16 protein-coding genes and 1 pseudogene are annotated in these 12,521 nt (G+C 70.2%); 15 read left to right on the top strand and 2 right to left on the bottom strand.

What is annotated here, in order from left to right; genetic code table 11:
- The 9 genes and pseudogenes from AC08OP_RS11655 to AC08OP_RS11695 all read left to right on the top strand — a co-directional run.
- A pseudogene (locus tag AC08OP_RS11655) lies at positions 1-224 on the top strand (Gfo/Idh/MocA family protein); the annotation flags it as partial.
- A gap of 127 nt (positions 225-351) precedes the next feature.
- A complete protein-coding gene (locus AC08OP_RS11660) occupies positions 352-675 on the top strand; it encodes an Rv2175c family DNA-binding protein (RefSeq protein WP_476600306.1) in 324 nt (107 codons plus the stop codon).
- 65 nt (positions 676-740) lie between these two features.
- Positions 741-1,004 (top strand): sulfur carrier protein ThiS, encoded by a 264-nt coding sequence (thiS, locus tag AC08OP_RS11665; protein ID WP_462187962.1) that lies wholly within the window; start codon positions 741-743, stop codon positions 1,002-1,004.
- Entirely contained in the window at positions 985-1,698 is a 714-nt protein-coding gene (locus tag AC08OP_RS11670) for a thiamine phosphate synthase (RefSeq protein WP_476614211.1), read from the top strand. Before thiS ends, AC08OP_RS11670 begins: the two co-directional genes overlap by 20 nt.
- Positions 1,699-1,750: 52 nt before the next feature.
- The gene (locus tag AC08OP_RS11675) at positions 1,751-2,131 is read left to right on the top strand and encodes a lycopene cyclase domain-containing protein (RefSeq protein ID WP_462203265.1); all 381 of its coding nucleotides are present in this window, start codon (positions 1,751-1,753) and stop codon (positions 2,129-2,131) included.
- Positions 2,128-2,592, top strand: a complete 465-nt coding sequence (locus AC08OP_RS11680; RefSeq protein ID WP_476614212.1) for a lycopene cyclase domain-containing protein — start codon at positions 2,128-2,130, stop codon at positions 2,590-2,592. The genes AC08OP_RS11675 and AC08OP_RS11680 overlap by 4 nt, the downstream gene beginning before the upstream one ends.
- A 163-nt stretch (positions 2,593-2,755) precedes the next feature.
- Positions 2,756-3,763: a hypothetical protein gene (locus AC08OP_RS11685; protein WP_476614213.1), complete on the top strand. Its 1,008-nt coding sequence runs from the start codon at positions 2,756-2,758 to the stop codon at positions 3,761-3,763.
- 276 nt (positions 3,764-4,039) lie between these two features.
- Entirely contained in the window at positions 4,040-5,143 is a 1,104-nt protein-coding gene (locus AC08OP_RS11690) for an MBL fold metallo-hydrolase (protein WP_476614214.1), read from the top strand.
- Positions 5,144-5,190: 47 nt separating this feature from the next.
- Positions 5,191-5,772 carry a TerD family protein gene (locus AC08OP_RS11695; protein ID WP_476600292.1) on the top strand — a complete coding sequence of 194 codons (582 nt, stop codon included), beginning with the start codon at positions 5,191-5,193 and terminating at the stop codon, positions 5,770-5,772.
- Between the two features lie 82 nt (positions 5,773-5,854).
- On the opposite strand, the gene AC08OP_RS11700 is transcribed toward AC08OP_RS11695, so the two are convergent.
- On the bottom strand, positions 5,855-6,172 hold the full coding sequence (locus AC08OP_RS11700) for a type II toxin-antitoxin system RelE family toxin (protein ID WP_462187969.1): 318 nt from the start codon (positions 6,170-6,172) through the stop codon (positions 5,855-5,857).
- A 473-nt stretch (positions 6,173-6,645) separates the two neighbouring features.
- Here AC08OP_RS11700 and AC08OP_RS11705 point away from each other — a divergent pair, with 473 nt between their 5' ends.
- Entirely contained in the window at positions 6,646-6,795 is a 150-nt protein-coding gene (locus AC08OP_RS11705; RefSeq protein WP_476614215.1) for a hypothetical protein, read from the top strand.
- A gap of 116 nt (positions 6,796-6,911) precedes the next feature.
- Here AC08OP_RS11705 and AC08OP_RS11710 read toward each other — a convergent pair whose 3' ends face one another.
- Positions 6,912-7,649, bottom strand: a complete 738-nt coding sequence (locus tag AC08OP_RS11710; protein ID WP_476614216.1) for a TetR/AcrR family transcriptional regulator — start codon at positions 7,647-7,649, stop codon at positions 6,912-6,914.
- A gap of 136 nt (positions 7,650-7,785) precedes the next feature.
- Between AC08OP_RS11710 and AC08OP_RS11715 the strand changes: the two genes are divergently transcribed.
- The 5 genes from AC08OP_RS11715 (at position 7,786) to AC08OP_RS11735 (ending at position 12,266) form a co-directional block, all read left to right on the top strand.
- The gene (locus tag AC08OP_RS11715; RefSeq protein WP_476614217.1) at positions 7,786-8,643 is read left to right on the top strand and encodes an SDR family oxidoreductase; all 858 of its coding nucleotides are present in this window, start codon (positions 7,786-7,788) and stop codon (positions 8,641-8,643) included.
- Positions 8,644-8,768: 125 nt separating this feature from the next.
- On the top strand, positions 8,769-9,515 hold the full coding sequence (locus AC08OP_RS11720; RefSeq protein WP_476614218.1) for an AfsR/SARP family transcriptional regulator: 747 nt from the start codon (positions 8,769-8,771) through the stop codon (positions 9,513-9,515).
- A gap of 41 nt (positions 9,516-9,556) precedes the next feature.
- Positions 9,557-10,303: a hypothetical protein gene (locus AC08OP_RS11725; RefSeq protein ID WP_476614219.1), complete on the top strand. Its 747-nt coding sequence runs from the start codon at positions 9,557-9,559 to the stop codon at positions 10,301-10,303.
- A gap of 41 nt (positions 10,304-10,344) precedes the next feature.
- Positions 10,345-10,956: an MFS transporter gene (locus AC08OP_RS11730; protein WP_476614220.1), complete on the top strand. Its 612-nt coding sequence runs from the start codon at positions 10,345-10,347 to the stop codon at positions 10,954-10,956.
- Positions 10,957-11,435: 479 nt separating this feature from the next.
- Entirely contained in the window at positions 11,436-12,266 is an 831-nt protein-coding gene (locus tag AC08OP_RS11735) for an SDR family NAD(P)-dependent oxidoreductase (protein ID WP_476614221.1), read from the top strand.
- The last annotated feature ends 255 nt before the right edge of the window (positions 12,267-12,521 follow it).

A 12,521-nucleotide genomic window follows, 5' to 3' on the forward strand; every position in this document is an offset into this window, starting at 1 on the left:
CGGAGGCGGGGTCGCTCATGCTGATCACTCATGACGGGGTGCGCAGCCACATCCCGCTGGCACCCACCTCGGGCAGTATGTTTCACCGGGACTTGGCGGACTGTCTCGTCTCGGGCTGGCCGCTGTCCGGCTACGGCGTGGAGACCGCCCGTCCGGTGGTCGCGGTGCTGGAGGCGGCGGTGCGCTCGGCGGTCGCGGGCGGCGCCCAGGTGGCTCCGCTCTGACCCGTTCCGGCCGGACTGTCCCGGCCGGGAACTGCCTGGTCATCCGGTCGCCGAGGGGCGCGGCCAACGTCCGCGGCCGCGCCGGCACCGTACGACGCCATCGAGACTTGGGTGTTTACTCTTGACCATGGACTGGCTGACCCTGCCTGACGTCGCCGATCAGCTGCAGGTTCCCGTGACCCGTGTCCGGCAGATGGTGCGCGACCGGACGCTGTTGGCCCAGCGGGAGGGGGGCGTCCTGCGGGTGCCTGCCGATTTCATCCGGGACGGCGCCGTCGTCAAGGGGCTGCCCGGATTGCTCACGGTGCTGGCCGACGCGGGGTTCACCGATGAGGAGGCGCTCGACTGGATCTTCCGGGAGGATCCGAGCCTGCCGGGCACCCCCATGCAGGCACTCATCGAGAACCGTGGCAAGGAGGTCAAACGACGGGCCCAGGCGTCGGCCTTCTAGCCCCGGCCCGGTCCCGGCCGTACCCACCGCCCGCACGGCGGGCGCTGCTCCCGTAGGGTCGAAAAATGGTCGATCGTCCGCTGCACTCGCACTCGCACCCGCGTGCGCACCTGGAGCCGCTCGCCCGGGCGCGGGTCGTCGTCAATGGTGCGCCGCGGGGCATCCCGAGTGGCCAGCCGCTGCCCGACCTGCTCGCCGAGCTGGGCCTGCCGTCCGGTTCGGTGGTGGTCGAGCACAATGGCGTGGCGCTGACGCCGTCCGAGATGCCCGCCGTCCGGCTCGCCGACGGCGACATTCTGGAGATCGTGCGTGCTGTCGCCGGAGGTTGAGGGATCGTCGCCGCGCGCCGGTGGGCCGGCCCGGGCGGACCGGTTGCGGCGGCTGGCCGACGCCCGCCTGTACCTGTGCACGCCGCGTCGGGCCGAGTTCGACGCCTTCCTGAGCGCCGTGGTCGGCACGCCCGAGGCCCCCGGGGTCGATCTGATCCAGCTCCGGGAGAAGGGGCTTGAATGGGACGAGGAGCTCGGCGGGCTGCGGCGGGTGCAGGCCGCCGCCGGCGCCAGGGGAGTGCTGGTCAGCGCGAATGACCGCGCCGACCTCGCCGCCTTCGCCGGGGTCGACATCCTGCACGTCGGTCAGGGCGACATCCCGCCGCGGTTCGCCCGGCGCCTGGTGGGCCCGGACGTGCTGATCGGACAGTCGACGCACGATCCCGACCAGTTCCTCGCGGCGCTCGCCGACCCCGACGTCGACTACGTGTGCGTGGGGCCAGTGCACGCCACGCCCACCAAGGAGGGCCGGCCGCCGGTCGGCCTGGGCCTGCCCCGGCTGGCCGCGCGGCACGCTCCTCCGTTCGTCCCGGGCGTGAAGCCGTGGTTCGTCACCGGTGGCGTCGGTCTGGATACCCTGGATGAGATCCTCGCGACGGGAGCGCGCCGCGTGGTGGTCGTGCGGGGCCTCACCGGGGCCGAGGATCCGGCCGCGAGCGCCGTTGCCCTCGCTCGGCGTCTGCGCGCTGTCTGAGAGCCGTCTGAGAGTTGTCGATGCGCCGTCCGAGCCTCCGCCCCAGCCGCCGATGCGCCATCTGAGCTACCTCGCGGTCCTGGCGGGATGCCTGCTCGGAACGGCGCCGCTCGAGGTGTTTCTGGGCACCCGGGTGTACGCCCGGCCGGTTCGACTGCTGCTGACCCTCGCCCCCGTCATCGTGATCTTCGTTGCCTGGGACCTGTTCGCCGTCTCCGCGGGGCACTGGAGCTTCGACCGGCGCCGCATCACCGGGGTCCTGCTTCCGGGGAGCCTTCCCCTGGAGGAGCTGCTGTTCTTCGTCGTGGTGCCGATGTGCGCGATCCTGACGCTGGAGGCCGTGCGCGCGGTGCGGGGCTGGGACGTCGGCGACGAGCCCGCCCATCCGAGCGCGACGCGTTCCGGTGGGACTCCCGATGGTGATCGGCCGTGAGCTACACGGCCCTAGCGGTCGTCGGGGTCGCGCTGGCGATCGCGATGGACCTGTGGGTCCTGCGGACCCGGCTGCTGACCCGGCGGGTTTTCTGGACTTCCTACGCGATCATCGCATTGTTCCAGTTGATCTCCAACGGGATCCTCACCGGGTTCGGCGTCGTCGTCTACGACCCCCGCCGGATCCTCGGCCCGCGGATCGCACACGCTCCGGTCGAGGATCTGCTGTTCGGCTTCGCGCTGGTGACCCAGACGTTGGCATGGTGGGTCTGGTGGGGGCGCCGGCTGCGGGGCGGGCCGCCCGGCCGGCCCCGCAGCCGGCGGACCGGGGAGAGCAGGGAGACCGGCGACAACGGGAGTAACGGCGACAACGGCGACAACGGCGACAACGGGGGTAACGGGGAGAATCGGGGCATCCCGCCTCGGCCCGAGGGTCGAGAGAGATCTCAGCGTACTTCGTGACGGAAACGAGCGAATTGGTCCCCTCGCGAGAATCCGTCGGCTTAATCTCGTCATGATGACGCATGATGGTGCGGGGGGCCCGGGATCGCCGGGACGTCACCGTTCTCCCTGGGGGCGTTCAGGTCGGATCCTGCCGATCCGGTGGGGACGCATCATTGCTGTAGTGGTTGCGTTGGTCGTCATCGTTGCGGGTCTGGTGGTTGTGCGTGGGCGGATGGCCGGCGACCATCGTGCGGGTTCCTCCGGAGGCAGGCCGGGTGCGCCGGTCGCACCGCCGGCACCCGTGCCCGGTGACGAGGACGGGCCGGCGGACGTGACGGCAGCCCCGGTCACTGCTCGGCCGGGTGCCGGTCCAGCCTTTCCCACCGCGCCCGTGGCCTCCCCGAGCGCCGGCATCGGGTCGGTTCCGCCGCGGGTCGCCCCGACCGCCGCGAGACCGCGGACCGGACCGCAGCCTGGGTCACCGGCCGTCCCGGTCGCTCCGCGGCCCTCCGGCCCGGCCCTCGGCCTGAGCTCGACCAGGGCCGACCTGGGTGACGTCGACTCCGTCTGGCGGCTTGACCTGCGTGGCGAGGGCACGGCGCCGGTCGACGTCGTGATCGGCGCCAGCCCGTCCTGGCTCACCGTGATGCCCGGCCGGTCGCGGATCGATCCGGGGGCCGTCGTCCCCCTGGTGATCACTCTTGACCGGGCGGCGGCACCGTCCGGACCGATCGACGTGACCGTTCCGATCAGGCCCCGCGAGGGGGGCGGCGGGGGCGACGTGCGGGTCACCGCCAGGGTCGACGGCTCGCCACAGGTGGTATCGATGGTTGCGGCGCCGACGACGCTGTACCCGTCCGGCTGCGCGCCGGCCGCCAGGTCGACCGCGTCCCCGGCGACCGCGTCCCCGGCGACCGCGTCCCCGGCAGCGGTGTCCACGGTGACGGTGTCCGTCGTTGACGCGACCGGCATCTTCGCCGTGGAGCTCGTGGTGAGCCTCCCCGACGGAGGCAGGGCGAGTGTCTCGCTGGTCCTTGACCGGGCGACGGGTAACCGGTCGACGTGGTCCGGCCCGGTGGGCCCGGCCCGTGCGGCCGGGGCGATCACCTACACGGCTACGGTGACCGATCTCGACGGGCGGCACTCCCGGGCACCGGGATCCCTCACCGTTCTGCCCTGCCCCTCCTGATCGGCGCGGTGGTGGCGGCGGCGGTGGCGGTGGGAAAGTATGGTGCCGCCCGGTTCGGGGGGTACCGGACGGCACGGTATAGCATGACAGATTGGCCAGGACGCGCCAAGGTTTTGTCGGGTGGTGAAGGCATCACCGCGACGACCATTCGTCGCGGATGGGGAACGATCAGGGGCGCGGCATCATCCAAAGACGGGCATCATCCAAAGACGGGTGTTGCAGACCCGGGGCGCCGCGGTACGCGATGCACGCGCCGCCGGGCGCCGGAGAAAACGGGTGGGTGAGGTCGTGGACGCTGCTCTCGGGGATGTCGGTGTGCCGCGTCAGACCGGGCCGCAGCCGGCCGTGAAGCCGGCCGTGGAGCGGGCCGGCCGGGACGGTGCCGCGCGGTGGCGTCGACCCCTGCCGCCGGTCGAGCAGGTGCGTCCGGGATTGTGGAGTATCCCCGTCCCGCTGCCCTGGGCCAAACCGGCGCACGTGTTCGTGTACGTCTTCGAGACTTCCACGGGCCCGTTCCTGATGGACGCCGGCTGGGACTTCGACGAGGCGTTCGACGCGTTGCAGGCCGGACTGGCGATGATCAGGATGTCGGTGGCCGACGTGCAGGGCGTCGTGGTGACCCATGCGCACCTGGACCACTACGGCCTGGCGAACCGGATCCGGGAAGCATCCGGGGCGTGGGTCTCGTTGCATCCCCTGGACGAGGCGATGCTCCGGCACTTCGAACATGGTTATGCTGACCGGATCTCCGAGCTGATGACCCGGGCCGGGGCGCCCGCCGAGATGACCGAGCGCCTGCTGGCGGGCTACCAGCAGCCGGCCCGGGGCCTGCCGCGACCCGACATCCTCATCGAGGACGGCGACCGGCCGGACATCCCGGGCTGGGATCTCACCGCACTGTGGACACCGGGCCATTCGCCGGGACACCTCTGCTTCTGGGAGCCGACCAACCGGCTGCTGTTCTCCGGGGACCACGTCCTGCCCTCGACGGCGGTCGGGGTACCCGCGCCGGAGGAGGCTGCTCCTGATCCGCTGGGCGACTACCTGCGCTCGCTGGCCCGGCTGCGGGGCCTGCCGGCCGAGGAGGTGCTGCCGGCGCACGAGCACCGGTTCACCGGGCTGGAGCGCCGGCTCGCGGAGCTCGACGCGCATCACGCCGGCCGGCTGTCCGAGGTCGTCGAGGGACTGCGCGCGGGTGCCTCGCGGGTCTGGGACGTCGCCGGGTACGTGACCTGGCATCGGCCGTTCCGGAACCTGCGGGGGGTGGCGCTGCAGAACGCCGTGATGGACACGATGTCGTATCTCGCGACGCTGGAGGCAACCGGCGCGGCGCGTTCCGAGCCGGGAACACCAGACCGGTGGCGCCTGATCGAGCCGTAGGGCCCGCCGGTCGGCAGGGCGGGGACCATTGGTACTAGGGTGAGGATATGACCTCCGTGTCGCTGTCCAAGGGCGGCAATGTCTCGCTGAGCAAGGTCGTCCCCAACCTCACTGCGGTGACGGTGGGCCTGGGGTGGCAGGTGCGGCAGACCACCGGTGCCGCCTACGACCTCGACGCCAGCGCGATCATTGTGAATGACGCCGGCCGGGTCCTCTCCGACGGCTATTTCGTGTTCTTCAACAATCTGGTGAGTCCGGACGGTGCGGTGAAGCACCTGGGTGACAACCTGGTCGGTGGCGGCGGCGGTGACGACGAGCAGATCAACGTCGACCTGCGGACGCTGACCCCGCAGGCGGCGAAGGTCGTGTTCACCGTGTCCATCTACGATGCCGACTCGCGTCGGCAGGCCTTCGGCCAGATCCGTAACGCGTTCATCCGGGTGACGGACGCGACGAACGGCGCGGAGGTGGCCCGTTACGACCTCACCGAGGATGCCTCCACGGAGACGGCGATGATCTTCGGCGAGCTGTACCGCTACGGTGGGGAGTGGAAGTTCCGCGCCGTCGGCCAGGGATACGCCTCCGGGTTGCGCGGGATCGCCCTGGACTTCGGCGTCAACGTTACCTGACTGACCGTACGAGTCTCGTGACCGTACGAGTCTCGTGACCGTACGAGCCTCGTGACCGCTGACCGCCTCCGCTCCCACAGGTTCAGACGCGGCGCCATCCGGTGGCGGGGCGGGCGTTGCCGATCGTCGGCACGACCCGGGAGCGGGCTCCTCGCGGCGCGACGACCATGACGCGCACAGAACAGGTGTTGGCGTCGATCCGGTAGAGGATCCGCCAGGTCCGCCCGCTGGCCTCGTGCATGCCGACCTGCTCGCCGGGGATCGGAGTGCCGGCCTTGCGCGGATCGTCGCGCAGGGCACCGTCGAGGAACCGGCGGACCTCGCCGCGGGTGAGCTCGGCCAGCTTCGACAGGTCCCGCTCGGCCGAGGCGGACAGCGTCACCTCGTGCTTGTCACTCACCGCCGGCTCCCGTCCCGCCGGCCAGCCGTCCTCCGGCGGCCGGAAGCGGGGAAAGCTCCACGTTCTCCACGTGAAGATCCTATGCGCCCGCCTCCACCGGGGCTCGCGCTTCTCGCCCCCATGCGGGGAAACGGTAGCGTCCTGTCAGCAGCTGCCAGCAGCTCTGCCCTCTGGAGCGTCGGCCTTTCCGGTGTTGGCGGTCCGGCCGGGCCGTTTTTCTGCCTGGGGTGACGATCCTGTCACAGTTGGGTTGCTCCCTGCGTCCTTGTAGGTGGATGCCGTCCCATGCGGCTCCTGGCCCGCAGTGTGAGGACGGGGTACCCGCTCGATTCACTCACGGGACATCCTCTGCGTGACAGGGCGGCTACTGTTGAACACGTCCGGTGTGTCCGTTTCCGCGCGCCGTACCGCGGCCTGCCGGCGCGCGTCCGGACTGACGAGTGCCCTTGGATCTTGTGGAACGAGGAGGTGGTGTGGCACGTCAGGAGCGACCTCTGGATCCAGCCGCGGGGCCACTGGAGACCTTCGCCTGGGATCTTCGGAAGGTGCGCTACGAGGCGGGCAACCCGACGTACCGGGTACCAGCCAGGATAGCTGGCTACAGCGCAAGCACCCTGTCGTAGGCGGCCAGCGGGACACCCACCGACTACAGCAGAATGTCCGACTGTCAACCCCGTCGAGGAGTCTGGAAAGTGACGCTACTCACGTGGAGTGGATTATGCCGCCCGGCCAGGATCGGTTATTCCGCACGATTGGCGGACGGCGTCGGCGGGGGCACCCGCACCGGGCAGAACACGCCGGCCACGGCGGCCGCGAGCGTCGCCGCGGCGGCGCTGTCGGCGCCCGCGGTGTCGACCGGTTCACCGAGGACCACAAGCTTGAAGTAGATCGGCGCGGCCAGCGCCTTGAGCAGTTCGGTCGGGTCGGTGCCGGCCGGGAGTTCGCCGCGCTCGATCGCGTGGACCACGACCGGCTCGGCGCGCCGCAGCCGGTCGTCGAACACGGCGCGGCGGGCTTGCGCGAGCCTCGGGATCCGCACCGTCTCCGAGAGCATCGCCGCGAGGATTGCCTGACCGGTGGGCGTGGTCAGCAGCGCGACCAGGGCGCGGGCGAGCTCGCGCAGGTCGGTCGCGATCGACTGGGTGTCGGGAATCAGCAGGTCGGCGGCGACATGCTCGGTGAGCGCGTCGACAACCAGGCTCTCCCGGTCTCCCCAGCGACGGTAGATGGACGTCTTGTGCACACCGGCCCGGGCCGCGACGTTTTCTACCGAGAGCTCGCCGTACCCTCGTTCGGTCAGCTCGGCCACGGTCGCCGCGAGCACGGCGGCGCGCAGCTTCTGGCCGCGGCCGACTGGACGCGGGGTGTCCCGCTCATCCGGCTCGTCCGGACCGTTCTGCCCGATCCGCTTCCGCCCGTTCCGCCCGTTCTGTGCGGCATGACTGTCGCGAGCGTGACCGTCGGGAGCGAGAGCCAAAGCAACTCCTTGTTGCGTTGTAGGCACTTCAAGTGCAATGATGACGCTATCGCAACATGATGTTGCAGAGAAACCGGCCCGCCGCTCGGTCACGGCGAGGCGAGGCTCGCCAGTCCATCGACGCGGGGAGAGCCCCTTGGAAGAAGCGATCAACGGCAAGAAGGATCTCGGGGGCCGCACGTACCTCATTACCGGCGCGAACACCGGCATCGGTCTCGAGACCGCACGGGCGCTCGCCGATCGCGGTGGCCGCGTGGTGCTCGCCTGCCGCTCGACGCAGCGGGGCCGGGCCGCCGCCGCGGACATCGCCCGGACCACCGGCAACGCCACTGTGGCGTGCCTCCCCCTGGACCTGGGGCACCTCGACTCCGTACGGCACTGCGCCGAGCTGTTTCTCCGCCTCGATGAACCGTTGCACGGCCTGATCCTCAACGCAGGGGTCGCCGGGCGCCGGGGCGTCACCCAGGATGGCTTCGAGATGGCCTTCGGCGTCAACCACCTCGGTCACTTCCTGCTGACCCAGGCACTTCTCGACCGGCTGACGAGCAGCGCGCCCGCGCGCGTGGTCGTCCTGTCCAGCGCGAGTCATCTCAACGCGCGCGGCATCGACTTCCCCGCGCTACGCCGCCCGACGAGGACGCTGACCGGTTCCCGGGAGTACGCCGTCTCCAAGCTCTGCAACGTCCTGTTCGCCCAGGAGCTGGCTAGGCGGATCACCGGCCGGGGGGTCACCACCTACGCCCTGCACCCCGGAGTCGTGGCGTCGGACATCTGGCGGGTGCTGCCCTGGCCCATCCGATCGCTTGTCACGCGGTCCATGCTGTCCACCCGCGACGGGGCCCGCACTCCGGTCTGCTGCGCCACCGCGGCCGAGCTCGCCGAACGCAGCGGCCAGTACTACGAGAACTGCCGGGAGCGGCCGCAGAGCCCGGTCGCGACGCAGGAACTGGGCCGGCTCCTGTGGCGGCACAGTGAGGCCTGGTCCGCAGGCTGATGGCCCGCCGGACACCCGTCCTCAGCACCCCGGCGTACCGCCGGTCGTCATAGCGGAATCGGCATGTTCCGACGTGTTTAGTACATGACTCAAGCCGACAAACAGAATAAGTCGCGGGCAGCATCGTGAAGGTGTCGACTATGTCAAGATCCGGGGTGTCGAACATCCGACTGGAAATGCTGGGTGCGGTGCGGGGATGGCACAACGGCCGGGAGCTGCGACTGGGACCACCGAAACAGCGAGCTGTGCTCGTGCTGCTCGCCAGCAGAAGAACAAGCGTGCTGATGGTCGACGAAATCATCGACGCGGTCTGGGGGAACGCCGCACCGTCCTCCGCAAGTAATTGCGTGCATACCTATGTCGCCGGGCTCCGACGCACCCTCGAACCCGGCCGCAGGTGCCGGGAGTCCGGAAGCGTCATTGTATCGACGGCAGGCGGCTACGCGCTCGTGATCGGCGCGGAGGAGCTTGATATCGGCCTGTTCGACAAGCGTGCGACGGAAGCCCGCTGGCTGGTTGCCCGAGGCGACCGGCCAGCCGCCGAGGCTTTCGGCACCGCCCTGGACCTCTGGCAGGGAGAGGCTTTCGCGAAGATCCCGGAACCCTTTGCGGAGGACGAACGCGCCCGCCTGCAGGGAAAGCGGCTCGGCGTCCTGGCGGAATGGGCCGACGCCATGCTGGCCGTCGGCCAGGACGCAACGATGATCCCGACGCTGTCCGAGTGGGTGGCCAGGGAGCCGCTGTGCGAGAAGCTGCACTGGCTGCTCATGCTCGCGCTTTACCGGTGCGGCCGGAGGGCCTGGCCCGCGCCGCCGGTTCACCGCCGGCGGAGAGCCTGGCACCCAGCGACCCAAAGGCGCTGTCCGCGGTGACGGCGTCGCCGGTGGTGGTATCGGTGGCACCGGAGGTATCGGTGGCACCGGTGTCTCTGGCGGTGCAGCTCCCGCCCAGGGTACGAGGCTTCGTCGGCCGCGCCGACGAGCGGGAGCGGCTGCGGGGCATCCTCGCGCCGGACCGCCCGCAGGCCGAGTCCAGCCCCATCCTTGTCGTCATCGACGGAGCGATCAGAATCAAGCTGTCGCATCTGTCGCCGGCCGAGTCCGTCCAGTTGCTCTCGTTTCTCGTCAACGATGACCGGCTGCGTGAGGACCAGGGCGCCGCCGCCCGCCTCGCCCAGCACTGCGGGCATCTTCCGCTGGCGTTGCGCATCGCAGCGGAATCTCTCGTCGAGGATCCGAGGATATCTGTCTCCGGTTTTCTGACCAGTTACGGGTCTCGCAGCGAGAAGCTCGACCACTTCACTGTGGCTGGCGACGCCGCGACCAACCTGCGATGTGTTCTTTCGACGTCGTACCGAGCCCTACCGGCCGAGGCCGCCCGCATTTTTCGGCTGCTTGGCCGGCTACCACGGCGGGAGTTCACCGTTCCCGCCGTGGCAGCCATAGCAGGCACCTCCCACGACGAGGCGCGAAGAACCCTCGGCGTGCTGGTCCGGGATCACCTGATGGAAAAGGTGGACGCCTGCCTCTATCGCTTCCACGTACTGGTCGACCTCTTCGCTGCGGAGTGCGCGAAGGCGGAGGAGCCGCCCGGCCGCGGACGCGGTGACGTGGTCTGGCACCGATCCACGAGCGCAGCCGGCCAATCCGGGGCGCCCTGAGTTTCGACGTCGTCTCCCCGAACAGGAATGAGGTAATCCCCATGTCCACGACAGCGATATGGACGGATCAACGGCGGTGGTGGGCGCTGGCCGCGCTGGTCGTCTGCCTGCTGGTGATCGGGCTGGACACTACTGTCCTGTACGTGGCTCTTCCCGAACTGGCGGAGTCGCTGCGCACCACGAACAGCCAGCTCCAGTGGATCTTCAACGCCTATCTGCTGGTGTTCGCCGGCTTGATGCTCTTCTTCGGCGTCGTCGCCGACCGGCTCGGCCGTCGCAGAGTGCTGCTCGCCGGCCTGGTCCTGTTCGGGCTCGCCTCCGCGGGCGCGACGGTCGCAGACAGTGCCGGTCAGCTCATCGCGGCACGCGCGGTCATGGGCGTCGGCGCGGCGATCATCATGCCGGTCTCGCTGTCAATGCTGTCGGTCCTCTTCGCGCCCGCGGAGCGTGCCCGCGCGCTGGCGATCTGGTCGGCGGGGGTGAGTCTCGGCCTGCCGATCGGCCCGCTGGATGGACATCGCGATCATCGTCGCCGCCGCGGTGTCATTCGTGGCGGCCGTCTCCGCGCTGGTCGGGATGCCCGGCGGCCGGCCCGCGCACCACGGCGCGGACGCTTTGGGGCCCGGCGTCGACCGTGCCCCGGAGCCAGCTGAGGGACGGGGCACCGCGCGGCCCTGAGCGCAGGCCCCGCAGATCGAAGAGAACACCGAGAACCGGGCCAATCCTGGCCCAACCGGGGCCCTACCGGGCTCTCCGCCTGGCCGGCTGGCGCGCACGATGCCAGTCGGCCAGACGCATGTGGCTCACCCCTTTAGGCAGGAGCTCGCCAGCGTCGCGGCATGTGCCGACACCTGGACATTCCGCTTATGCCCGCCGGTAGGCACGGCACAGGTGGAGCGTGATCCCGAACTCATCGCAACTCCTGGTTGCAATGAGTTCGGCCCTTGTGCATGCTGGACCGTAGCGCAACTTTTAGTTGCGATCATGGGGACTGTTGCCAGCTGCTGTGGGCAGCAGACCTCCGCTGCCCGCAGGCCGAGAGACCCCTGCCGACTGGGAAAGGAACGCTGTGGCCTGCAATCCTCGAACCGGCCTCCGAGTAGCACGACCGGCACGCGGGCAGGGCCCGCTCGTGGCATGGACACCGTCAGCACTGCCCGACCAGTCCGGGCGTCTGGCCGTGGTGACCGGCGCCAACAGCGGCATCGGGTACGTGACCGCCCGGGAGCTCGCCCGCCACGGCGCACGGGTCGTCCTCGCGTGCCGCAGCCGTGAACGCGGGCTGGAGGTCCGGGAGCGGCTGCGCGCCGAGGTACCCGGGGCCCGCGCCGAGGTGCGCCGGCTCGATCTGGCTGACCTGGCGTCCATCCGCATCTTCGCCGCCACCTGGGATCACGACCGGCTGGACCTGCTCATCAACAACGCAGGTGTGGCGATGATCCCGCGCTCGCACACCGCGGACGGCTTCGAGTCACAGTTCGGCATCAACCACCTCGGCACCTTCGCGCTCACCGGCCTGCTGATGCCCTGGCTGCTCGCCGCGCCGGACCCGCGGGTCGTCACCGTCAGCAGCGAAGGTCAGCGGTTTGCACGGCTCGACCTGGAGAATCTCAACGCCGAGCGCCGTTACCGCAGTGTGTCCGCCTATCTCCAGTCCAAGCGTGCCAACCTCTATTTCGCCTGGTACGCCTCGCTTTCCGCCCCACTCCGGAGGGTGCCAAGACGTCGTTGTATGCCGCGACCATGCCGGACCTGCCAGGCGGAAGCTACATCGTGCCCGACGGACCACTGCAGCTGCGCGGAGAACCCATCCCGCGCCGGCGGGAGCGCGCCTTTCACGACACCGCCACCGCCCGCCAGCCGTGGCACATCTCCGAACAGCTCACCGGCGTCCAGTACCAGCTGGCCCGGACGGCGACCAGCGCCGGCGGCCACTCCCGGCTGTGCTGGCCGGCGAAGCTGACCACGCCCCGGGCCGAGCGCAGCCGGTAGGTGGTGCCACGCCGTGGAGTACGGCATCAACCGGCTGAGGAGTAAATTACCGGACCACGGAGGGGCTGGGTCAGGGCATGCGGGATCACGCGGGGACCCGGTGCCGGTTGGTCCGCGCGTGCGGAATGCTGATCCTGGGGGTCTGGGGTCAGGCTGCGGGTTCGATGGTGACGGTGTAGCCGAGCTTTTCGAGTTCGGTGACGAGGGTCGCCCCGGCCGATAGGGC

The sequence above is a fragment of the Frankia sp. CeRuru1 genome, from assembly GCF_977966315.1.